The 23423-nt window shown below is 61.2% G+C and carries 21 protein-coding genes and 1 pseudogene; 3 read left to right on the top strand and 19 right to left on the bottom strand.

From position 1 onward, the window contains the following. Positions 1-17: 17 nt before the first annotated feature. From AB1E34_RS18775 to AB1E34_RS18740, 8 genes are all read right to left on the bottom strand, one after another. A complete protein-coding gene (locus AB1E34_RS18775; protein ID WP_372573847.1) occupies positions 18-830 on the bottom strand; it encodes a methyltransferase domain-containing protein in 813 nt (270 codons plus the stop codon). Positions 831-990: 160 nt separating this feature from the next. Then, positions 991-1611, bottom strand: coding sequence for a 30S ribosomal protein S4 (gene rpsD, locus AB1E34_RS18770; protein ID WP_306200395.1), 621 nt, complete (start codon positions 1609-1611; stop codon positions 991-993). Positions 1612-1792: 181 nt separating this feature from the next. Next, the gene (locus tag AB1E34_RS18765; protein ID WP_372573846.1) at positions 1793-2989 is read right to left on the bottom strand and encodes a DUF1501 domain-containing protein; all 1197 of its coding nucleotides are present in this window, start codon (positions 2987-2989) and stop codon (positions 1793-1795) included. Positions 2990-3001: 12 nt separating this feature from the next. Beyond that, positions 3002-4384, bottom strand: a complete 1383-nt coding sequence (locus tag AB1E34_RS18760; protein ID WP_372573845.1) for a DUF1800 domain-containing protein — start codon at positions 4382-4384, stop codon at positions 3002-3004. Between the two features lie 139 nt (positions 4385-4523). Beyond that, positions 4524-6299, bottom strand: coding sequence for an aspartate--tRNA ligase (gene aspS, locus AB1E34_RS18755; protein ID WP_372573844.1), 1776 nt, complete (start codon positions 6297-6299; stop codon positions 4524-4526). Positions 6300-6386: 87 nt separating this feature from the next. Then, positions 6387-7055 (bottom strand): CPBP family intramembrane glutamic endopeptidase, encoded by a 669-nt coding sequence (locus AB1E34_RS18750; RefSeq protein WP_372573843.1) that lies wholly within the window; start codon positions 7053-7055, stop codon positions 6387-6389. Next, positions 7048-7698, bottom strand: a complete 651-nt coding sequence (locus AB1E34_RS18745; protein WP_372573842.1) for an aminotransferase class IV family protein — start codon at positions 7696-7698, stop codon at positions 7048-7050. Before AB1E34_RS18745 ends, AB1E34_RS18750 begins: the two co-directional genes overlap by 8 nt. Next, on the bottom strand, positions 7653-8774 hold the full coding sequence (locus AB1E34_RS18740) for an aminodeoxychorismate synthase component I (protein WP_372573889.1): 1122 nt from the start codon (positions 8772-8774) through the stop codon (positions 7653-7655). The genes AB1E34_RS18745 and AB1E34_RS18740 overlap by 46 nt, the downstream gene beginning before the upstream one ends. Before the next feature lie 182 nt (positions 8775-8956). On the opposite strand from AB1E34_RS18740, the gene carB reads away from it, so the two are divergent. Further along, positions 8957-12301 carry a carbamoyl-phosphate synthase large subunit gene (carB, locus tag AB1E34_RS18735; RefSeq protein ID WP_372573841.1) on the top strand — a complete coding sequence of 1115 codons (3345 nt, stop codon included), beginning with the start codon at positions 8957-8959 and terminating at the stop codon, positions 12299-12301. Positions 12302-12338: 37 nt separating this feature from the next. On the opposite strand, the gene AB1E34_RS18730 is transcribed toward carB, so the two are convergent. From AB1E34_RS18730 to AB1E34_RS18720, 3 genes are all read right to left on the bottom strand, one after another. Continuing rightward, on the bottom strand, positions 12339-13409 hold the full coding sequence (locus AB1E34_RS18730; protein ID WP_372573840.1) for a helix-turn-helix domain-containing protein: 1071 nt from the start codon (positions 13407-13409) through the stop codon (positions 12339-12341). Positions 13410-13645: 236 nt separating this feature from the next. Further along, positions 13646-15097, bottom strand: a complete 1452-nt coding sequence (locus tag AB1E34_RS18725; protein ID WP_372573839.1) for an MFS transporter — start codon at positions 15095-15097, stop codon at positions 13646-13648. A gap of 70 nt (positions 15098-15167) precedes the next feature. After that, positions 15168-16172, bottom strand: coding sequence for a bifunctional enoyl-CoA hydratase/phosphate acetyltransferase (locus AB1E34_RS18720; protein ID WP_372573838.1), 1005 nt, complete (start codon positions 16170-16172; stop codon positions 15168-15170). A gap of 175 nt (positions 16173-16347) precedes the next feature. Here AB1E34_RS18720 and AB1E34_RS18715 point away from each other — a divergent pair, with 175 nt between their 5' ends. Beyond that, entirely contained in the window at positions 16348-17472 is a 1125-nt protein-coding gene (locus AB1E34_RS18715; protein ID WP_372573837.1) for a beta-ketoacyl-ACP synthase III, read from the top strand. A gap of 79 nt (positions 17473-17551) precedes the next feature. Here the strand turns inward: AB1E34_RS18715 and AB1E34_RS18710 are convergent, their stop codons facing one another. The 3 genes and pseudogenes from AB1E34_RS18710 to AB1E34_RS18700 all read right to left on the bottom strand — a co-directional run bounded on the left by AB1E34_RS18710 (position 17552) and on the right by AB1E34_RS18700 (position 19189). After that, positions 17552-17914 carry a hypothetical protein gene (locus tag AB1E34_RS18710; protein ID WP_372573836.1) on the bottom strand — a complete coding sequence of 121 codons (363 nt, stop codon included), beginning with the start codon at positions 17912-17914 and terminating at the stop codon, positions 17552-17554. A gap of 94 nt (positions 17915-18008) precedes the next feature. After that, positions 18009-18712 (bottom strand): annotated as a pseudogene (gene arsH / locus AB1E34_RS18705) (arsenical resistance protein ArsH). 18 nt (positions 18713-18730) lie between these two features. Then, positions 18731-19189: a hypothetical protein gene (locus AB1E34_RS18700; RefSeq protein ID WP_372573835.1), complete on the bottom strand. Its 459-nt coding sequence runs from the start codon at positions 19187-19189 to the stop codon at positions 18731-18733. A gap of 366 nt (positions 19190-19555) precedes the next feature. Between AB1E34_RS18700 and AB1E34_RS18695 the strand changes: the two genes are divergently transcribed. Further along, positions 19556-20152, top strand: a complete 597-nt coding sequence (locus AB1E34_RS18695; protein WP_372573834.1) for a thymidine kinase — start codon at positions 19556-19558, stop codon at positions 20150-20152. Between the two features lie 20 nt (positions 20153-20172). On the opposite strand, the gene AB1E34_RS18690 is transcribed toward AB1E34_RS18695, so the two are convergent. The 5 genes from AB1E34_RS18690 to AB1E34_RS18670 all read right to left on the bottom strand — a co-directional run bounded on the left by AB1E34_RS18690 (position 20173) and on the right by AB1E34_RS18670 (position 23336). Next, entirely contained in the window at positions 20173-21126 is a 954-nt protein-coding gene (locus tag AB1E34_RS18690; protein ID WP_372573833.1) for a 2-hydroxyacid dehydrogenase, read from the bottom strand. Next, positions 21126-21464 (bottom strand): tRNA-binding protein, encoded by a 339-nt coding sequence (locus AB1E34_RS18685; RefSeq protein ID WP_372573832.1) that lies wholly within the window; start codon positions 21462-21464, stop codon positions 21126-21128. Before AB1E34_RS18685 ends, AB1E34_RS18690 begins: the two co-directional genes overlap by 1 nt. After that, positions 21457-22272, bottom strand: a complete 816-nt coding sequence (gene proC, locus AB1E34_RS18680; RefSeq protein WP_372573831.1) for a pyrroline-5-carboxylate reductase — start codon at positions 22270-22272, stop codon at positions 21457-21459. Before proC ends, AB1E34_RS18685 begins: the two co-directional genes overlap by 8 nt. Before the next feature lie 35 nt (positions 22273-22307). Next, positions 22308-22808 carry a type III secretion system chaperone family protein gene (locus AB1E34_RS18675; protein ID WP_372573830.1) on the bottom strand — a complete coding sequence of 167 codons (501 nt, stop codon included), beginning with the start codon at positions 22806-22808 and terminating at the stop codon, positions 22308-22310. A 279-nt stretch (positions 22809-23087) separates the two neighbouring features. Next, a complete protein-coding gene (locus AB1E34_RS18670) occupies positions 23088-23336 on the bottom strand; it encodes an accessory factor UbiK family protein (protein WP_306200362.1) in 249 nt (82 codons plus the stop codon). Between the last annotated feature and the right edge of the window lie 87 nt (positions 23337-23423).

The following is a 23423-nucleotide window of genomic DNA, read 5'->3' as shown; positions in this document are numbered from 1 at the left end:
GAGCTGGCGCGAAGCAATCACGCATTGTCGGGTTTGATCGCGATCTGGCTGACATATGACATGAAGCCAAAGAACTTGTCGGCCTCAACTCGGCGGCGGGCCTCATCTTTCAATGCTTCGGCCGTTTCCGGGAACAGCAACCCGGTTTCCACCATCCGATCCGCCCCCCTGCTGATGACGGTCATGAAATAGGTGGCCTCGCCCTCCGCGACATAGCCATGCCCCTGCCGTGGCCCGAGCGTGAACCCCGCACCCGTCAGAATCTCGGTGATCTGGCGCATGATCCACAGGTTCGTCACGTTCTGATTGATCATGAAACGGATGATCTGATCCAGCGGATCATAATCCGCGATCTGGGCCGTGGCGGTATCGTAGTCGCCGTCACAGATCACCAGTTGCCCCCCGGGCTTCAGAACCCGAAACGCCTCGGCAACGGCCTCCTGCGGCTCGGGAACATGGCATAGCAACGTGTGCATCAGGACCAGATCAACCGAGGCATCCGGCAATGCGGTCCGCTTGGCGTCACCGGTGTCAAAACTCAAACGGGGATCATCGGCAAAACGCGTCTGTGCCCGAGCAACCATCACCGGCGACGGTTCGATGCCCAGCGCCCGCGCGGCCCCGGCCATGGTAATGAGATCGCTGGTCACATAACCGGTTCCTGATCCGAATTCGACGGCGAACGCGTCGGCGGGCACGGAAAGCCCGCCCATATATGCACGCCGAATCGCGATCTGAGCTGGCTCAAGACACCGGGCGTCCATCGCGTCTGCGATCAGGGTCTGGGTGCTCTGGTCCTGTGCGGCAAGGTCTGAGTAAGGGTCTGACATGCTACTGCATCCATTGCTGACGGTTAAGCGCAACATATCAGAATTTCTCAAAGACTTCTCATCCGCCCCGAGTCACGCCTCTACAGATAACTGCGCAACAAACGAAGAAGGGCTGCACAATCCGCGCAGCCCTTCCAATAAACCGGAAATCTGGCGAAGATCAGTTCTTCGCGTAGAATTCCACAACCAGGTTCGGCTCCATCATCACCGGATAGGGCACATCGCCCAGACCAGGTGCGCGCACGAAGGTGGCGGTCATTTTCGAATGATCAACGTCGATGTAGTCCGGCACGTCCCGCTCAGCCAGAGCGGCGGCTTCCAGCACGATGGCCAGTTGCTTGGACTTGTCGCGCACTTCGATCACGTCGCCTTCCTTGACCCGGTAGGACGGGATGTTGACGCGCTTGCCGTTCACCTTGACGTGGCCGTGGTTCACGAACTGACGGGCCGCGAAGACGGTCGGCACGAACTTGGCGCGGTAAACGACGGCGTCCAGGCGGCGTTCCAGCAGGCCGATCAGGTTTTCACCGGTGTCACCGGACACACGCACGGCATCGGCATAGATGCGGCGGAACTGCTTTTCGGTCAGGTCGCCGTAATAGCCCTTGAGCTTCTGCTTGGCGCGCAGCTGGATACCGAAATCGCTGAGCTTGCCCTTGCGGCGCTGACCGTGCTGGCCGGGGCCGTATTCGCGGCGGTTGACGGGGGATTTGGGGCGACCCCAAATGTTTTCGCCCATGCGGCGATCAATTTTATGCTTGGCAGACGTGCGTTTGGTCACGGCTGATCTCCTTCGTTAGGTCGAGGTCCGGGATGGACCACTATGAAGGGCGTTGTCCTCTTGGGTCTGAGCCCATGACAGGCATCCCCTTGCGGGGGCCACCAACACCAATGAAGCCGCGCTTATAGAGATGCCATGGGCCGAGTCAACCGTGTTTTTGCGCCCGCAACGCAGCGATGGATCATAGCAGCAATCCAGAAGGACCATCCATATCCAACCCCGGGAAAACCGTGCCTTCAAGCGCGGCCCGGTCCAGCCCCGCCACCCCCTGCAATACACCCGCAACATACGCCCGCAGATCTGCGGTCGGCATCAGGTCGCGTCGATCAAGCAACGCGCTTTCCTGCAGACCCGGCCAGTCGCCCAGCACCTGGCCGCCCCGCACCGCGCCACCCGCAAAGAGCAGCGCACCACCGGTGCCATGATCGGTGCCCCCGGTGCCGTTCTGACGCACGGTGCGGCCGAACTCGGTCATGGCCAGCACAACGGTCTTGCCCCAGACCGGCGCGCCCAGATCGCGCTTGAGCGTCAGGATCGTTTGCGACAGCCGCTTCAGCGCACGGGTCAACCCCTTCGTCTGCGCCCGGTGCGTGTCCCAACCATTGAGCGAGAAGCCGACGACACGCGCATCGCCGCGCAACTGTTCAGCGGCGTAGCTGGCGATGTTCACATGCTCGGGCGGTCGGCGCTTGCCTTTGGCGGCTCCGTTGGTGGCGGCCTCGCCCTCTTGCCCGTCTCCCATAAGCGCCATGGCCTGCGCATAGGCCCCATGGAACAACGGGTCTTCGGCCATCATCTGTTCGGCAAGCAGGGCGGCTTGCGGACTGAGAGACAGAGCCGTATCGGGGTACCAGTCGGTCACCGCCGTGTCACCCGCCAGCACCTTCATCTCGCCATGACCCAGCGCGAAACCGGTGCGCGAGGACACGCCCGGCACCTGCCCCAGGGCCCGGTTCAGCCAGCCGCCCGCCACATCGCCCAACCCCATACTGCCCGCTTCCAGCAGGTCCTGACCGTCGAAATGGCTGCGCTTGTCGCGATAGGGCGTCGCCACCGCCTGCACTGCACCGAACTCCCCTGCCCGCCAGAGCGGCAGCAGCGGTTGCAGCCCCGGATGCAGCGCATAGAACCCGTCCAGATCAATCACCGGATCGTCCTGCCGCAGGAGCCCCGCCCGTGCGCTGGTATAGTCGGGATCACCAAGGGGGCGCACCACATCCAGCGCATCCATGCCGCCGCGCAGGATGATCACCACCAGCCTTGTGTCCCAGGGCGCCGCAGCAAAGCTGACGCGCGTCAGCAGAGGGCTGGCCGCAGCCGAGCAGCCAACAAGGGCCGATCGGGTCAGAAAGCTGCGTCGTGTCAGATCAAGTGCCATCGTATGCCCCTCCTATCGCCGCTGGAACGTTGGCGATGCCAACACCAGACCGATCCCTTCGGCCCGCGTTTCCGCGGCCTGCGCCGCAAACTGCACCGATGCGGGCGCATAAGAGCCCAGCGCATCCCACTGAAACCGCCTTGGGTCGGGCAGGTCGCCCACCAATTGTCGGGGCCGGATCATGGCCCATGATATTCGGCTCGCCAGACCCTGCGGTGTGATCCAGGCGGCGTCCTCTTCGGGCCAGCCATCCGGCCCTTCGGGTGCCATCCAGCGCTGCCCCATCCCGGCCATCGGCTGGACAATTCGACGGCGCAACCGGCCCGGGCGGTCCAGATCAAGCCGATCGGGGCGCACATTCAGCGCGCGGCAGGCCGAGGCAACAAAATCGGCGGGGGGCTTAACATTCATCAACTCGGATTGCCAGGCCGCCGGGTGTTCCAGCAATGCGCCATAAACCGTCAACAGGTGACCATTGCTCTCACGGTAGCGCCGCGCCACATGCGCGACCAGATCGGGATCAGGCTTGTCCGAAACGAAATGTACCACCAGTTTGCGGGCAATATGGCGGGCTGTATCGGGATGGACCGACAGATCGCGCAGGAACTCCAACACCGGTGACAGCGACGCTTTCGCACCACCGTAAGACCGGCCCAGAACCGTCTCGCCCCCGGGTTGCGCAAAATCGGCCCGGTAGCGGAAACCGCCCGCCCAATCATAGCTCAACCCGGCGAATAGCTCGGCCAGGGCGCGGATATCGGCCTGTGTATAGGCGCCATCGACGCCCATCGTGTGCAATTCCAGTACCTCGCGCGCGAGGTTTTCGTTCAGCCCCCGGCCCGGCTTTTTCCGGGCAATCGGGCTGCCGGGGCCGATCGAATAGGCCTGGTCGAGATAGTGCAGCATCAGCGGATGGGTGGTGACCGAGATCAGCAAATCCGAGAAATACCCGGTCATCTTGGGGCGGATCGCCTGTTCCACATAAGGCAGGCCGGAATAGCGGATCGCACCGTCCTTGCCACGCGCGGTGAAATGGTCGGCCCAGAAAAATGCCAGCCGTTCGCGCAGGCCGCTCTGCGTATCGATCCAGCGCATCAGCGTATGGGCAAACCAGACCGACGCATCGCGCCGCGCCTGATCGCGGACCGCATCTATCTGGTCGCGCAGCTTGCCCTTAGCCTCGCGCTTTTTGGCTTTGCGATGCGCCTTCCAGAGGGCGGTAAGGTCGATCAACCGGTCCTGGTACCGGTCAAACGGCTCGATCGGATAGGTTCGGGCCATCTCATCGGGTCCGGTCAGCCCGTCCAGCAGATCGCTGACCGACCGCGGCGGAGGCACAACAGGAGACAACCCGCACCCAAACCGGATCGCCGCCAGTTCCGGAGAATAGCGCACCTCTGCCCTCCTCAGTTCTAGGATCGCCCGAGGCTTAACATAGAGGCCCGGACCACCGAAATCACGCTCTTGAGACCATTAAACGCAGATCGGCGCGGATTCCGTCGCGCGCCGGCAGATATTTGCGAACAGGCCGCGCTTATTCCTGCGGAATAACGCGCAGGCCCAGTTCCATCAGTTGGTCGCTGGTGGGCTCGGAGGGGGCCGCCATCATCAGGTCTTCGGCGCGCTGGTTCATCGGGAACATGATGACCTCACGGATATTCGCCGTATCGGCCAGCAACATCACGATCCGGTCGATGCCCGCCGCGCAGCCACCATGCGGCGGCGCGCCGTACTGGAAGGCATTGACCATGCCACCAAAGCGTTTCTCGACTTCATCCTTGCCATAACCTGCGATCTCGAAGGCCTTGAACATGATCTCGGGCTTGTGGTTCCGGATCGCGCCCGAGACCAGCTCATAACCGTTGCAGGACAGGTCATACTGATAGCCCAGCACCTTGAGCGGGTCGCCCTCCAGCGCGTCCATCCCGCCCTGAGGCATCGAGAACGGGTTATGTTCGAAGTCGATCTTGCCGGTTTCCTCGTCCTGCTCGTAGATCGGGAAATCGACGATCCAGGCAAAGGCGAAACGGTCCTGATCGGTCAAACCCAGTTCCGCGCCAATGACATCGCGCGCCTTGCCCGCGACCTTTTCAAAGGCTTTGGGCTTGCCACCTAGGAAGAAGGCAGCATCGCCGACCTCAAGTCCCAATTGCTGACGGATCGCTTCGGTGCGTTCGGGGCCGATATTCTTGGCCAAAGGCCCTGCGGCCTCCATCCCTTCGCCCTGATCGCGCCAAAAGATATAGCCCATACCCGGCAGGCCTTCTTGCTGGGCAAACTTGTTCATTCGGTCGCAGAACTTGCGCGAGCCACCGGTGGGGGCGGGAATGGCGCGGATTTCGGTGCCGTCCTGTTCCAGCAGCTTGGCAAAGATGGCAAAGCCCGAGCCGCGGAAATGTTCGGAGCAATCCTGCATCTTGATCGGGTTGCGCAGGTCGGGCTTGTCGGTGCCGTACCAGAGCGCGGCATCGCGGTAGCTGATCTGCGGCCAGTCCTGATCGACCTTGCGACCGCCGCCGAATTCCTCGAACACGCCCTGCAAAACCGGCTGGATCGTATCGAACACGTCCTGCTGTTCGACAAAGGACATCTCGAGGTCAAGCTGGTAGAAATCCGTGGGTGAACGGTCGGCGCGCGGGTCCTCGTCGCGGAAACACGGCGCGATCTGGAAATACTTGTCAAAGCCCGACACCATGATCAACTGCTTGAACTGCTGCGGGGCCTGCGGCAGGGCATAGAACTTGCCCGGATGCAGACGCGAAGGCACGAGGAAGTCGCGCGCACCCTCGGGGCTGGAGGCGGTGATGATCGGCGTCTGGTATTCGCGGAACCCCTTGTCCCACATACGGCGGCGCATTGAGGCGACAACGTCAGAGCGCAGGGTCATGTTCTGCTGCATCGCCTCGCGGCGCAGGTCCAAGTAGCGATAGCGCAGCCGGGTTTCTTCGGGGTATTCCTGATCACCGAACACCATCAGCGGCAATTCGCCCGCATCGCCCAGCACTTCGATATCGCGGATGAACACCTCGATCTCGCCGGTGGCGATCTTGGGGTTGATCAGGCTTTCGTCGCGCGCCTTCACATTGCCATCGATGCGGATGCACCATTCGGACCGGACCTTTTCGATCTCAGCAAAGACCGGGCTGTCTGGATCGGCCATGACCTGTGTGACGCCATAATGGTCGCGCAGATCGATGAAAAGCAGCCCGCCGTGATCTCGTACCCGATGCACCCAGCCGGACAGGCGGACGGTCTCGCCCACATTGGCGGCGGTCAGGTCGTTGCAGGTGTGGCTGCGATAGACATGCATCGGAGAATTCCCTTCGGGCGCAGAAATGATCGCGCCGATACACCCCGGCTTGCGCGGGAAGTCAAGGGAGCACGGAACGGAACAGGCTCAAAACGGCCGCACCACGTTTCCGGAATAGAAATAGACGCCCATTCCCACCGCAAACAGGATGTTTCCGGCAACAGCGTGCAGCAGCACCGCATAGACAAACGAGCCACGCTGCCGATAGGCCCAGGAGAACAGCAGCCCTCCGGCAAAAGTCATCAGTGCGACCAGCCAGCTCCAATACATCAGATGCGCAAACGAGAATATCGCAGCGTTCAGAATATCGGCGCGCGCGCCCTGCGGAAGGATCGCGCCGTAGCGGCGAAAGAACAGCGGGCGGAACAGCAATTCCTGTGGCAGGGCAGAGACCAGCGGATACCCGATCCAGATGAAAGCCAGCAGTTCCGGGCGCTGGCTTAACAGAAAGAACGCAGCCTCTGGTCGTAGCAGGTAGATCAGCGCCACGCAGAGCACCAGCATCAGGGTCGCAAAAAGGACCAGTTCGCGCCACGCCCAGTCACGCCAGCCATGGCGCAGCTCGGCCCAGCGAAAATCCGGGGTGAAATGCAACAGCGCCAGACCCAGGCCGGTAAAGGCAAACAGCGCCTGAAACATCATGGTGGGCGGCAGGAATACGGCAATGAAAACGGGAGCGGCCAGATAGAACAGGACAAACTCAAGCTTCAGCCGTCGCTCGCTCGGCGTGTTGTAGAGGGACAGATCGTTAAACACTCTCGACCAGCTCCGCCTGGATCAGCCCCCGCAGGGAATTGCCCATCGATATGAGCCGAGCCGCGTGCAGGTCGTCAAGGATGACGATCTGTTCGCTTGCTTTGCCCTGCGCCAACATATCTTGTCGCAGGATGCCCGGCAACAGACCGCAGGACAGCGGCGGGGTGATGACCTCGCCTGTCTCTCGGGTCACAAAAAGATTGGTGATCGTGCCTTCGCAGAATTCACCTCTTGTGTTCAGGAACAGCCACTCATCCACACCGGCGGGCAACGCCGCGCGGGCAGTGTCATAAAGCGCGCGCCGCGTTGTCTTATGGCGCAACCAATGGTCATCCGGGTTCAATCGCTCTGGCGCAATCGCCACACGCCACAGCGCGGGCGATGGCGTCAGCGTGCCGGTGGTCAGATCGAATGCGCCGCGTGCATCCAGCGTCAAGCGGCAACGCAACGGCGCGTCGCCCTCCCCCCCTTTCAGGCAAGAGATCGCGGCAGCCCGGTCAAACGAGATGCCCAGCGCCCGCGCCGAACTGCCCATACGATCCAGATGCAAGTCCAGCCGGGCAAAGCCACGCGCAGGATCGTAACCCAGCGTTTCGATCAGGCGGAAATCAGGCTCAGCTGGGTGGCGAAGCGGGCTTTCCATAGCGCCTCCTCATATTCCGAGGCGCTGGTGCTGTCCCAGACCACACCGCCGCCCACATTCAGGGTCACAGCGCCATCCTCGACCATCAGCGTGCGGATCGCCACGTTGAATTCCGAGCGCCCATCCGGCGCGGCCCAACCGATGGTGCCGCAATAGATGTCGCGCGGCCAGGGTTCGAGGTCGCGCAATATCTCCATCGCCTTGATCTTGGGCGCGCCGGTGATCGAGCCGCAGGGAAAAAGCGCGCGCAGGAGGTCCGACAATTGCTTGTCAGGCTGTAGCTGCGCCCGCACCAGTGACGTCATCTGATGCACAGTGGCATAACTTTCGACATGGAACAGCTCGGGCACTTTCACTGTTCCGGGCACCGACACCCGGCTGATGTCGTTGCGCAGCAGGTCCACGATCATCAGGTTTTCAGCCCGGTTCTTGGCATCACCGGCCAGAAACACCCGGCTGCGCTCATCCTCTTCAGGATCGACACTGCGGGGCTGGGTGCCTTTCATCGGGCGGGTTTCAATGACACCATCTTCGTCGGTGCGAAAGAACAGCTCGGGCGAGCGGCTGAGCAGATCGGGCAGTCCCTCTTGCGTGACCAGAGCGCCGTGCAGAACGGGCTGAACCCCGCAAAGCGCCGAATAGAGCGCCCCAGACTCGCCATCGATGTCGAGATCGATCGGGAAGGTCAGATTGGCCTGATAGATGTCGCCAGCCCCGATCGCCGCATGCACACGCTCAAAGGCGCGCAGGTAACGCGCCTCGTCCCAGCGCGGTTTTGGCTGCGAGAGCGTCGCACCGGGCATCTGCGCATCCTGCACCTCGGGCACGTCATAGACGCCAAAGCACAAGAGCGGCAGCCGCCTATCCTCAGGCAGCAATGGTGCAAGCCGGGGCTCCAGCACATAGCCCAACTCATAGCTGGCATAGCCCGCCAGCCATTTACCCGAGGCGCGCGCGGCATCAATACGAGCCAACGCCACCGGCACATCCGCCGCAACATCCGCGCGGATCACCTCTTCGGCAGAGGTAAACGCCGTGCCCGGACCGGCCGGGCCCTGATCAAAGCGTATGTCCACATCCAGCCCCGTGTCAGAGGGCTCCGGATATAGAGCAACCACAGAAAACTGGAAGGGGGAAAGCGGCAGGTTGTTGATGGTTTCCGATACCCCTTGCACCTTTTGGCGCGCCCCCTATAACGCAGGACAATTTGGGCGCAGGGGTGTGCCCGTTGACTCGCGACATCACAGGGGTTTGGGCCATGCCGAAGAGAACCGACATCCAGTCGATCATGATCATCGGGGCGGGTCCCATTGTCATCGGGCAAGCCTGCGAGTTCGACTATTCCGGCGCTCAGGCCTGTAAGGCCCTGCGCGAGGAAGGCTACCGGGTCATTCTGGTCAACTCGAACCCGGCCACGATCATGACCGATCCGGGGCTGGCGGATGCCACCTATATCGAACCGATCACGCCCGAGGTTGTCGCCAAGATCATCGAGAAGGAACGCCCCGACGCGCTGCTGCCCACCATGGGCGGGCAGACCGGGCTGAACACCTCGCTGGCGCTGGAAGAGATGGGCGTGCTGGATAAATTCGGCGTCGAAATGATCGGCGCGACCCGCGACGCGATCGAAATGGCCGAAGACCGCAAACTGTTCCGCGAAGCGATGGATCGGCTGGGCATCGAAAACCCCAAGGCAACCATCGTCACCGCCCCCAGGAAAGAGGATGGCAGCACCGATCTGGATGCCGGCGTGCAGATCGCCCTGGGCGAGTTGGAAGGCATCGGCCTGCCCGCCATCATCCGTCCGGCCTTTACCATGGGCGGCACCGGTGGTGGCGTGGCCTATAACCGCGAAGATTACATCCATTTCTGCCGCACCGGGATGGACGCCTCGCCCGTGAACCAGATTCTGGTCGATGAGAGCCTGTTGGGCTGGAAAGAATTCGAGATGGAGGTGGTGCGCGATAAGGCGGATAACGCCATCATCGTCTGTTCCATCGAGAACATCGACCCGATGGGCGTGCATACCGGGGATTCGATCACCGTGGCCCCAGCGCTCACGCTGACCGATAAGGAATACCAGATCATGCGCAACGGCTCGATTGCCGTTCTGCGCGAGATCGGAGTGGAAACCGGCGGCTCGAACGTGCAATGGGCGATCAACCCCGATGATGGCCGCATGGTCGTGATCGAGATGAACCCGCGTGTATCCCGCTCCTCGGCGCTGGCGTCCAAGGCGACCGGCTTCCCGATTGCCAAGGTCGCAGCCAAGCTGGCCGTGGGCTATACACTGGACGAGCTCGACAATGACATCACCAAGGTGACTCCCGCCAGCTTCGAGCCGACGATTGACTATGTCGTCACCAAGATCCCGAAATTCGCCTTCGAGAAATTCCCCGGCTCCGAACCCTACCTGACCACCGCGATGAAATCGGTGGGTGAGGCGATGTCGATTGGCCGCACCATCCACGAATCGATGCAAAAGGCGCTGGCGTCGATGGAATCGGGCCTGACCGGCTTTGACGAGATCGCCATTCCGGGCCTTAGCGTGGGTCCCTGGGAGGAAGCCGACGACAAGGCCGCCGTGATCAAGGCCATCAGTCAGCAGACGCCCGACCGGTTGCGCACCGTCGCACAGGCCATGCGGCACGGGCTGAGCGATGATGAAATCTTCGGCGTCACCAAGTTCGACCCATGGTTCCTGGCCCGAATCCGCGAGATAGTCGAGGCCGAGGCGCAGCTGCGCCGCGACGGGTTGCCCCTGACCGAGGCCGGGCTGCGGTCGCTCAAGATGCTGGGCTTCACCGATGCCCGTCTGGGCGCGCTGACAGGCCGGGACGAAAACAACGTGCGCCGTGCGCGACAAAATCTGGGCGTTTCGGCGGTGTTCAAGCGCATCGATACCTGCGCCGCCGAGTTCGAGGCCCAGACGCCTTACATGTATTCGACCTATGAGGCCCCGATGATGGGCGAGGTGGAATGCGAGGCGCGGCCCAGCGCCCGCAAGAAAGTGGTTATTCTCGGCGGTGGTCCGAACCGGATCGGTCAGGGAATCGAGTTCGACTATTGCTGCTGCCACGCCTGTTTTGCGCTGACCGATGCGGGTTATGAGACCATCATGGTCAACTGCAACCCCGAGACTGTCAGCACCGATTACGACACCTCGGACCGTCTGTATTTCGAGCCGCTGACCTTCGAACACGTCATGGAAATTCTGACCAAGGAACAGGAAAACGGCACCCTGCATGGCGTGATCGTGCAGTTCGGCGGCCAGACCCCGCTGAAACTGGCCAACGCGCTGGAGGCCGAGGGCATTCCGATCCTGGGCACCACGCCGGATGCCATTGATTTGGCCGAAGACCGGGAACGCTTCCAGGCGCTGGTCAATGATCTGGGCCTGAAGCAGCCCCGCAACGGCATTGCCTCAACAGACGCGCAGGCGCTGGAAATTGCCGAGGACATCGGCTTCCCGCTGGTGATCCGCCCCTCCTACGTGCTGGGCGGCCGCGCAATGGAGATCGTGCGCGATATGGCGCAGCTTGAGCGCTATATCAGCGAGGCGGTGGTTGTCTCGGGCGACAGCCCGGTGCTGCTGGACAGCTATCTGGCAAGCGCCGTGGAACTGGATGTGGATGCAATCTGCGACGGGACGGATGTGCATGTGGCAGGCATCATGCAGCATATCGAAGAGGCTGGCGTGCACTCAGGCGACAGCGCCTGTTCGCTGCCCCCCTATTCGCTGTCGGACGAGATCATAGAACGGGTCAAGGAACAGGCGCATAAACTGGCCAAGGCCCTGAACGTTGTCGGGCTGATGAATGTGCAATTCGCCATCAAGGACAACGATATCTACCTGATCGAGGTCAACCCCCGTGCCTCGCGTACCGTGCCGTTTGTGGCCAAGGCCACCGACAGCGCCATTGCTTCGATCGCCGCGCGGGTGATGGCGGGCGAGCCGCTGTCCAACTTCCCGATGCGCCCACCTTACAAACATGTCGATGACACCAAGATCGCCGACCAGATGACGCTGGCCGATCCGAACATGCCGTGGTTCTCGGTAAAAGAGGCGGTGTTGCCCTTCGCCCGTTTCCCCGGCGTCGACACCATCCTCGGCCCCGAGATGCGTTCGACCGGCGAGGTCATGGGCTGGGACCGCGACTTCCCCCGCGCCTTCCTCAAGGCGCAGATGGGTGCGGGCATGGTACTGCCATCTTCGGGCTGTGCCTTCATCTCGATCAAGGATGCCGACAAAGGCCCGGACATGCTGGAGGCCACGAAAGTGCTGGTCGAGCAAGGCTTTACGCTGGTTGCCACCCGTGGGACGCAAAGCTGGCTGGATGGCCATGGCGTGCCGTGTGGCGTGGTCAACAAGGTCTATGAGGGCCGCCCGGACGTCACCGACCTGATGAAGAACGGTGGCGTGCAACTGGTGATGAACTCGACCGAGGGCGCGCAGGCGGTGGAGGACTCAAAGTCCATCCGCTCCATCGCGCTTTATGACAAGATCCCGTATTTCACCACCGCCGCCGCGTCCCATGCCGCCGCGCTGGCAATCCGCGCGCAAGCGGACGGCGCTGTCGAGGTGAAGTCGCTTCAGGTCTAGTAGGATGTCGCCCTTCGCATAAGGGAATAGCGCCCCGCTATGCAAAAATCGGATGATCTCTGTCGCCTCGCTCCCAGAGTTTCGATCTAAGTGCATCAATGACAGAATCTTGGGAGAAGTAGCCGAAGTATCTCTCTACTTCTCCCTGCTGCTCACCAAAATCGCTCGCAAGGTACTTTGCATGTGTTCCTTTCATGAAGGCCTCCCAAGGCACCAGGAACAAAGTTGCAAAGCACTCAGCTTCAGCTTCGACGACGCTATCTACAACTTGCTCTATTTGTTGGCTCGTACCGAGCATGGATATAGAGTTCATTGCCAGCTGCTGCGGTGGAAAACACAATTCTGACTTCGAAGCCAGCAGTTTGCCATGCAGGAAGTGATGCGCCAACTCATGGCAAATGACATGTCTCGCGAACTGCTGGCCACGTTCAGCCGCAAGATACCGTTCCTCCTCCAACAACAGGGTGTGCCCATTTCGATCACCAAGAATGCAGGCGAACGCACCCTCCGCCACCGAAGGCAGGGCCAGTTCCACACGATAATCAAAACGCTCATCTGAAGCGGCGAGAGCCTCGAGAACTCTTCCCAGCTTGAGTGCTTCCGTATTTCCTGCAAATCTTATCCGGACCTGTGCCGCCCTCAAACACAAGTCCGCGAATCGTCCTGCTAAAAGGCCCGGTCGCTTCGCTCGTTTGGCGCTTCGGGTTCGCGCGACAGGTGTTTGGTTTGAGCTAAACCTCAAAGCTGCCAAGTCTTCTTGAAGTTCGTCTTCAATCACACGCTGTATCTTGGCGAGTCCGCTAGGTGAAATCTTGTCACCATATAACTCTATCATTGCTTGAAGCGTTGGTTGAGCTTCATTGTTCGCTGTTTTTTTGCGAACAGAATCTGAGAAATTGGCCCTCGTTCTAAGCTGATGCGCTTCTTCTCCATTCAGCGAGAGAGTTTTGATGTATCCGCCTATAACGTCATCGCTGATTGCCGTACGCTGGTATTCAAGGTTGCTCACCCGAGAAAGGGCTATCCCAGCGGCCTCGGCAAACTCCTTTTGGCTCATGCCGCGATCAGCTCTCAACTTTTGCGCGTATCGCCCAAACGACGACCTCATGGTTCTATCTCCTTGCGGCTGCTCATCAGTACTTTACCATAATTTGGTAAAGTCTCAACATTTAGTAGTCGGGGACAGCAAAGCGCCTAGATGAGCTCTAGGCTGTATCGTTTGAGCTGTGTCTACAATTCCGCCTCGCGTGCTAAGGCTTGGCGCTCGCCCGTTCTTCGTAGAGCTCGCACTAGAAGCACGCGTTGGAAGGAGTGACGGGACTGCTCTTGACGCACCGGATAGACTTATGAGTCTCTGCTTAGAACCTGAGTAGCGGGTCTACCGCGCACGAAAGCCAGCATCGCCCAAAGCCCAATCATCGCGAAGGGAATGCAGGCGATAAAAATCCAGTTAGAGGCGGTGGTGGCGCTTCCTTCGCGCTGCAATTCCAGAAACCCGGTCGCGTTTGCCACCATGCCGACAACAACCGCACCCAGCGCGTAACCCGCGCGTTGCACTGTGGGGATCGCACCTGAAACGCGCTGCACTTCATCCGGCGGGGCCAACCCCGTGCAACGGCGGAGGATGAAGGTCCAGGCCATGCCGAACCCGCCCCCCTCCAATGCGGCCATCATCGCGATCAGCCAGAGCGGGCCGCGCGGCACCGCATAGAGAAAACCGGGAATGCTCAGACAGACGAGGCCCATGCCCAGCGCAATGAAGAACCGGTCGTAGCGCTCGGGCGAGCCGCTGACCAGGATCGCCGCGAGCGTCCAGCCAACCGAAGAACAGACGATGATGTAGCCCACCGCAAGGGGCGCGGCATCGTGGATCGCGGTGATCAGCAGCGGGCCGAAAGCGGTGATCGCAATCGTTGCCATCGACAGGCACAGGATCATCAACAGCGCCGCGCCGGTCGGCTGGCGCGGGTCAAAGGCGGCGCGTGGCAGTAACCGGCTCGCTGCGCCGCGCCCGTCCAGCCACAGAAATGCGGCAAGGCAGGCCAGCCCTGCAACCATCAGAACGGGCGTGCGCAGCGGGCCGATCTCGACCCCCGCTGCAGCAACCAACACGATCCCCGCCGACAGCAGCGCCAGTCGCTTGAGCGGGAACCGGCCCGCCTCGCCCGTGCGGCGCGCGTTCTCCGGTTCCGGCCGCAGAGCGACCCAGAGCGCCAGAGCAACGGCCTGAAGGCCGAAAAACGCAAATCCCCAACGCCAATTGGCGTATTCCACGAACAAGGCGGCGATCAGCGGGCCGATAAAGGCCGACACGCCCCAAAGCGTCGAAATGGCCGCCATGACCCGCGCGGTATGGCTGCGCGGGAAGATCACGCCCGCCGCGACAAAGCCCAGCGCCACCAACCCACCGCCACCCAGACCCTGCAACAGGCGGCCGGTCAACACCAACGGCATGGACGGGCTGAGCGCGCTGACAAGACAGCCTGCCGCGAATAGCGATGCGGCGCAGATCATCGGTCTGCGCAACCCGTGGCGCATGGTCAGCAGGGCGCTGGCACTGCCCGCGATGATCGAGCCGATCTCATAAAGCGACACGGACCAACCCACGAGCGCAGCACCGCCGACCTCGGCCACGATGGCGGGCAGCATGGTCGCGACCATCAGGCTGTCAGCAGCGTGCAGCCAGACCGATAGGCAGATCAACGCCAGCGCAGCGGCATGGGGCCCGGTCAGCAACGCGCGCCACGAGACGCTGCCCGAAACGGGCGAGCCAGAGGGTTGAGGCAGGTCGGTCATGGTCTTCTCCGCGTGACTATGACCTTGCTACGACCTCAAGTCAGGTTGAGGTCAAGCCCTTCCTTCGCCATCAATCCTCGGTTATCGGCTTGGCCAGCGTTCCCGGCACTGCACCATGTCGGTTACGCACATAAAGCTGGGCCAGCGCCGCCGACATCACCCGCGCGACAACCCCGTCCGCCCGGCTGGTCAGCATGATCGGTACACGCGCGCCCAACACCAGACCGGCACAGCCCGCGCCTGCCAGATAGATCAGCTGCTTGGCGATCATGTTGCCAGCCTCCAGATCGGGGGCAACCAGAATATCCGCTTGCCCAGCCACCGGAGACACGATGCCTTTGGCTTCGACCGCCTCGGGCGAGACCGCATTGTCAAAGGCCAGCGGACCATCCAACTCGCCGCCCTTGATCTGGCCGCGATCCGCCATCTTGCAAAGCGCCGCCGCCTCGACGGTCGTGGGGATTTTCTCGGTCACCGTCTCGACCGCCGACAAAATCGCCACTTTCGGAGGGTCGATGCCGAGGGCGCGCGCCAACCCGATCGCGTTGCGGATGATATCCGCCTTGGTTTCGAGATCGGGAAAGATGTTGATCGCTGCATCCGTCACCAGCAGGGGCCGGGGATAGCGCGAGACATCCAGCACAAAGACGTGGCTCATGCGGCGTTCGGTGCGCAGCCCGGTTTTGGAATGCACGACCGCGCCCATGATCTCATCGGTATGAAGCGCGCCCTTCATCAGCGCCTCGACCTTGCCTTCGCGCGCCAGTTCGACCGCGCGTCCGGCGGCAGCATGGCTGTGGGGCGCGTCCTCGATCTCGATTCCGGTCAGGTCGATACCAGCCTCAACCGCAGCGGCCTCGATCCGGGCGCGCGGGCCGACCAGCACCGGTTCGATCAGCGTTTCCGCGCGGGATTGCATCGCGCCTTCGAGCGCATGTTCATCGCAAGGGTGCACGATCGCGGTGCGGATCGGGTCATGTGGCCGCGAGCGCTGCAAGAGCGCTTCGAAGCAGGGCATGTTCTGCCCGCTTAACAGCTTGCTCGGCGCGTCTGTGGGCTTGGGGGAAACCGTCATTGTCATCGCATTCTCTCTGCGCTGATGGGTTGAATTGTGGTCAGCCTAGGCCGGTTAGGCGCGGGTGTGCAGTGTCAAATGCCGCAGATGAGCAAGTTTGTGCTGCGCGACGCCCCTTGAACCTTGCCGCCACGCGCAGCATCTTAAGCAAATCGTCTTTTCGCAGGAGCAAGCCATGTACACGCCCGCCATCACAGGCACCGGTGTTTTCACACCTACCGATGTGGTCACCAATGCCGAGCTGGTCACGGCGTTCAATGCCTATGCGGATAAGTGGAATGACGAACATGCCGATGAGATCGCCGCAGGCTCCGTCGAAGCGATGCAGCATTCGTCGGAAGAGTTCATCTTCAAGGCCAGCGGGATCGAGAACCGCTATGTGATGGACAAGACCGGCATTCTGGACCCTGAAGTGATGCACCCGCTGCTGCGCCAGCGCGACGATGACGAGCCCGGGCTCATGACCGAAATGGCTGTGGACGCCGCTGAAAAGGCACTCGCGCAGGCGGATCGCAAAGCGGGCGATATCGATGCGGTGATCTGCGCCGCGTCCAACCACGAACGCGCCTATCCGGCAGTCGCAATCGAAGTGCAGGACGCGCTTGGCATCGTCGGGTTCGCCTTTGACATGAATGTTGCCTGTTCCTCGGCCACATTTGGCCTGCAGGCCGCCGCAGACATGATCCGCTCGGGCAGCATCCGCTCGGCGCTGGTGGTTAACCCCGAGATCTGCACCGCACATCTGGAGTGGCGGGACCGGGACTGCCACTTCATCTTCGGCGACGTGGCCACTGCTGTGGTGCTGGAGCGTGCCGAGGACGCCAAAGGTACGCATTTCGAGGTCCTCTCGACCCGCTGCGCCACCAAATTTTCGAACAATATCCGCAACAATAACGGCTTCCTGCGTCGTTCGCGCCCTGCTGGCATGGAGGATCGCCGCGACATGCAGTTCATGCAGAACGGTCGCAAGGTGTTCAAGGAAGTGCTGCCGATGGTCAGCCAGCATATCACCGATCATATGACCGACGAGGGCGTCGGCAGCGCCGATCTGAAGCGGCTGTGGCTGCATCAGGCCAACAAGACGATGAATGATTTCATAGGCAAGAAGGTACTGGGCCGCGAGCCCGAGGCGGGCGAGCAACCCAACATCCTGCAGGATTATGCCAACACATCCTCGGCAGGCTCGATCATCGCATTCTCCAAATATTCCGACGATCTGACCGAAGGCGATCTTGGCCTGATCTGCTCCTTTGGCGCCGGGTATTCTGTGGGCTCGGTGATCGTCCGGCGACATAGCTGATCACAGCGGGCTGTACGTCCGCCCGCGCAGTTCAGCACGAGCGACAAGGCAAGAGGAAACCCTCTTGCCAAGGCCGGGCCTAGAGGATGTTCTCGTAGGTTTCCGGTTCAAAAAGGACATCCTCGAAATCGATATGCTCAACGACATCCTCTGCATGTTGCAACGATGCGGACGCGAGGGAACCAACCGAAGTCTGACCAATAGTGCCCGCGAGCGCGTTGACCTCAAGGGACGTATCATGCTTGGCGCTTTGCTCTGTAGCCGCGGAATCTTCGGCCCGTTCGTTGTTGAAAACGAACGCGTCAGCGTCGATGTCGTCCACGATGTGGAGAATCGTGAAAAGTAAGTAGCCCTTATCCGTCAACTGATAGTTATCAAGCCTTGAAATCTTCTCTTCGAGCGACTCCTTGCTCCCAATTCCCAAAACATGTCCTCCAGACATCTCGATTCCTTTCCAAAAAAAAATATCTATGAACTGAATACGGCAGAGACAGGCAATCAGATCACATTGCCAGGGCGTCTGAGCAGATCGAAGCTCAAGTCGTTTTCGACACCCGCTTATGCACCTCTTCGACGCTCTCGACACGTTCTGAGTGACGATTGAGCAGGTAGGCTCGTCGCCCGCGCACCAGATAGTTGAACTTCACCAACTCCTCCATCACGTCCATCACCCCGCAATAGAATGGGCCTTCGGGCAACCGCCCCTCCTCGCCAAATTCCAGCCATGCATTGGGGATCGAGCTTTGGGTCGCGATGGTGACCATCCACATCCAGCGTCCCAGAATGCGCATCTGGTTCACTGCGTTGAAGGACCGCGACCCGCGCGAGACCTGCATCACCGCAAGCGTCTTGCCCTGTGCCGTCCGAATGCCGCCCTTGAGCGACAGGGGCAGCCAGTCGATCTGCAGTTTCATCAGGCCGGTCATCGCGCCATGCCGCTCCGGCGAGGACCAGACCATGCCCTCGGACCCAACCGCCAAGTCGCGCAGCTCCGCCACTTTGGAATGCTCCGAGGCACCCGCATCATCGGGTAACGGCAGACCGGCGGGAACGAATATATGTGCTTCGCAGTCAAATGCGCGCAGGATACGCGCGGCCTCTTCCGCAGATTCGTGGGAATAGCTGACATCGCGCAGCGACCCGTAAAGCTCAGTATGCGCGGCGGAAGGGTCGGGTCACCTTCGGCGATCAGGCCATCGACGGCAACCGGTTGCAACGCCTCGGGGACGATATTCGGCAGGTCATCAGGTCCACCGGTTCAGGTGCTTTCTTCCTGCAGATGCAGCTTCATATCGATCAGAACCTGCTGCAGCGCCACGGTTTCCCTGAGCAGACGTTTGGCCTCGTTCACGGTGATGATGCCATCCTCGATCGCTTCCTGATATTCCGTCATCAGCATCGCAAAACGTTGACTGAGGGCGATGACATCGGCGTTCACCCCACCCTGACGCTCGCTATTGGCCGGGGCACTGCCGTGTGACAGAGTGATGTTCTTCAACTCGGCCAGCGCCGAGGTCACATGCGGATAGCTTGCCGCCTGTTCCAGCCGCGCTACCGCATCAACCGGCATGAACCGATCAAGGTGCTCGGAATTGTCGGAATAATACCGCCCCAAAGTCGCCTTGGACTTTCCTGTCAGTTCGCAAGCCGCCTCAATCCCCACATCCTTGACCAGCGCCTCGGTGTGCTTTTTCAGATAGGACCCGATATCGGCCATTGTTATCCTCTCTCAACTGTCGCCCCCCCCCAACAGTCACCAAGAGGGGAAAGGCCCGGGATATTTCCCATTCCTGACTCTTAAATCAAATGTAACAAATTGGCTATCCCTCAGGTTTCCTGAGGGTTTTTAAGAGAGTGGGGGCGTCAAACGGCGTCGGTTAACTAGTGGGCTCTGGTGGGCGTTACCTATGCCCTCCGGACTCATTGTTGTGAGTAGAGAGTGAGCTGGGGTACATGTCTCCGCCATCCAACGCGGCCTGCTGCCAACCGCGCAGCGCAAGAGCTGCAAGGATGTGCGGAGACGATGGTTTTCCCCCTGCCCTAGCAACTTGCCCCGGATCGTCTCGCGATTTAGACCGGGCTCATGGCCAAGCTCTACTTCAACTATTCGACCATGAATGCCGGTAAGTCGACCGTCTTGCTGCAGGCATCCCACAATTACCGCGAACGCGGCATGCAGACCTATCTGATGACGGCAGCGATCGACGGGCGCGCCGGGCAAGGCCGGATCGCCTCGCGGATCGGCATCGGTGCCGATGCGGATACCTTCACCACCAGCGATGACGTTTTTGTTATGATCGCCCGCAAGCTGGATCAAGGGCAGCTGGCCTGTGTCTTTGTTGACGAGGCCCAGTTCCTGACGCCTGATCAGGTCTGGCAGCTGGCCCGCGCCGTTGATGATCTGGGCGTGCCCGTTCTCGCCTACGGGTTGCGCGTCGACTTTCAGGGAAAGCTGTTTCCGGGGTCGGCCACGCTGCTGGCGCTGGCCGATGAAATGCGCGAAGTGCGCACGATCTGCGCCTGCGGCAGCAAGGCCACGATGGTGATCCGGCAGGATGAACAGGGGCGTGCCATCACGGAAGGTGCGCAGGTACAGATCGGTGGGAATGAAACCTATGTCTCGCTCTGCCGTAAGCATTGGCGCGAGGCGATGGGTGACCTCCCCGCAGAGGCACCCTGAGCCGGTTCGAACGACCGGGGTCAGCTCACGAGGTTCGGCAAATCCTGACCAGCGATGCAGGCCGCAACATTGTCCAGCGCCATATGCCCCATTGCGGTGCGGACCTCTTCGGTCGCCGTACCCAGATGCGGCAACAGGGTCACATTCTGCATGCCGATCAGCGCATCAGGCACTTTCGGCTCGAACTCATAGACATCCAGCCCCGCACCCGCGATCTGCCCCGCCTGCAGGGCAGAGATAAGCGCGGCCTCATCCACCACCTCGCCCCGGGCGATATTGATCAGCAGTGCCGAGGGTTTCATCGCCGCCAGCACATCCGCGTTGATCAGATGAGTGGTCTCGGCCCCGCCCGGCACCGCGATGACCAGAAAATCGACCGAGGCCGCGAGGCCGCGCAGATCATCCGCCTGCGTGGCGGGAAAGCTCAGTTCCTTGGGACTGCGGGCCAGATAAGACACCTCCATCCCGAAGCCGAAATGGCAGCGTTGCGCGATCGCCTGCCCGATGCGGCCCATGCCAACAACGCCCAGCCGCTTGCCGGTGACGTGATGGCCCAGCATCTGGGTCGGATGCCAGCCCTGCCAGTTGCCCGCACGCACCAGCCGCTCGCCCTCACCCGCGCGGCGCGCGGTCATCAAAAGCAGCGTCAGGGCGATATCGGCGGTGGCATCGGTGACCGCACCCGGCGTGTTGGTGACGGCGATCCCGGATGCGCCCGCTGCCGCGACATCGATATGATTATAGCCGACCCCGAAATTGGCCAGCAGGCGGCAACGGGGCTGTGGCACCGCGCCAAACACTTCTGCGCTGAACTGATCGCCCAACGTCGGCACCACGATGTCGAACTCGGTCAGGGCCCGATGCAGCTCATCCCGGTCGAGCGGCGTGGTTTCCGTGCGGAACTCCACATCAAGCGCGTCCCGCGCCCGTGCTTCAACCGCCTCTGTCAGAGGGCGTGTGATCCAGACACGCATCAGTGCATCCTTCCGCCTTTGGGCACGGTCCCGTCGGGGCCGATCAGAACAATCTCTTTCTCGTCATCCGGCAGGCCCAGCACCAGAACCTCGGACATGAATTTGCCGATCTGGCGCGGCGGAAAGTTCACCACCGCCATAACCTGTTTGCCGATCAAAGCCTCCGGCGTGTAATGCGCAGTGATCTGGGCCGAGGATTTGCGCACGCCGATCTCATCGCCAAAATCGATCCAAAGCTTGATCGCCGGTTTGCGCGCCTCGGGATAAGGTTCCGCGCGGATCACCTCTCCGACGCGGATATCGACCTTCAGGAAGTCATCGAACGAGATATCAGCCACGGGACAATTCCTTTGAGCGTTCGGTTGCGGCACTCACCGCGCGGTGCAGCAGGTCAGGAAAGCCCTGTGTTTCATGCATCAGCACTTCAAGCGCGGCCTGCGTGGTACCGTTGGGACTGGTCACGTTGACGCGCAACTGGCAGGGGCTTTCTTCGGCGCTTTCGGCCAGCGCGCCAGCACCTGCCACGGTCGCACGGGCCAGCTGCATAGACAGGGCTGCGGGCAGACCCTGCGCCTCGCCTGCTGCAGCCAGCGTCTCGATCAGGTGAAAGACATAGGCCGGGCCAGAGCCGCTGACACCGGTGACCGCGTCCATCTGGCCTTCGTTGTCAAGCCGGACGGTCTGGCCCACGGCGGCCAGCAACCCATCGGCCAGATCGAGATGCTCTTCCGAGGCATAGGTATTACCGATCAGCGCGGTGATGCCCCGCCCGATGGCAGCGGGGGTGTTAGGCATGGCGCGGATGATCGGGGTGGCGTCACCCAAGATCTCTTCGTAGGTGCCAATTGGCGTCCCGGCCGCGACCGAAACGAACAGCGTCCTACCACCACCCAAGATCTGCAACCCCGGCAAGGCGTCAACCATCATCTGCGGCTTGACCGCCACCAGAACAATCGCTGGTTCACCCGGCAGCGTCTCGTTCAAATGCACGCCCTGTGCGCGCAGCCAGTCTGACGGGTATGGCTCGATCACCCAAACAGACGAAGCGGGCAGCCCTTCCGAGAGCCAGCCCGCCAGCATCGCCGATCCCATCTTGCCGCAGCCCAGCAGAACAAGCCCCTGCGCTGCAATCCGTGACATATCCATGACACCCCTCCCGTCGATACGTTCGGGGTCAAGGTTTATGCGCGGCCATAGGCCTCTGCAATGGCAACCTGCATCGCGTCCGCCGGGCTGCGATCACCATAGACCATCAGCTGGATCGCCGGATAATAGCGCTCGGCGCTCAGCACGGCTGCATTGATCATTGTGTCGATCTGCTCGGGGCTGGCCACCTGGCCGCCCGCCAGAACCAGACCATACCGATAGACCATCAGTTTCTGTCCGCCCCAATAGGTGAAAGCCCCCGCCCAGCACTGATCGTTCATCGCATTGATCAGCTCATAGAGCTGCGGAATCTTGTCTTCGGGGGGTTCCATTTCAAAGGTGCAGACCATCCGCAGCGTCTCGTCATAGCCCGACCATGCGAGCGTGATGGAATAGGTACGCCATTGTCCCTCAACCGCCATGGCAATCTGATCGTCCCCGATGCGATCAAAATCCCAGTCATGGTGCTCTGCGATATGTTCGACGATGTCGATGGGATGAATGTCTTCTTCCAGATACTGCTCGGAAAGGGCCATGATGCCACCTCACTGATCTCTAGCGGATTGGGGCTGGCAGCGCCCCAGCGCTAGTTGCCTGCTCTACAAACCGGGGCGTTTCCCGCAGCTTGTACCAGATATGGTGCTGCGTTGCAGCTCACCTGGCAACCCCTAATTTTGGGGATAACGGCAATAAGTTGTGGAGGGATTGTCACTTCGCCCGAAATATTGGGGTATTAACCGGGAATTGCTTGCAAAAAGGGCGCACCGGTGCATGATACACCGCGCGCCCTGATGCCGAATACGTGTAAAGTTGCGTCAGCCGCCCTGCTTTTCTTCCAATGCGGCGATCCGCGCGGCCAGCGCTTCATTCTCTTCGCGGGCCTTCTGCGCCATGGCGCGCACGGCGTCAAACTCTTCGCGGGTGACGAAATCGCGATCGGCCAGCCAGCGGTCGATCATCGACTTCATGGCGGTTTCGGCCTCTTCCCGTGCACCCTGCGCCACGCCCATCGCGTTGGTCATCAGTTGCGAGATATCGTCGAGTACTTTGTTGCGGCTTTGCATGTCATGTCTCCGGTTTCGCGGCTGCCCTCTATATGGGCAAGATTGCGCCGCGTCTCAAGGTTGACTTGCACTGCCCCGCATGGGCAT

The organism is Ruegeria jejuensis (genome assembly GCF_041537905.1).
Lineage (GTDB): Bacteria > Pseudomonadota > Alphaproteobacteria > Rhodobacterales > Rhodobacteraceae > Ruegeria_C.
This window is presented reverse-complemented; position numbering and strand designations above follow the sequence as displayed.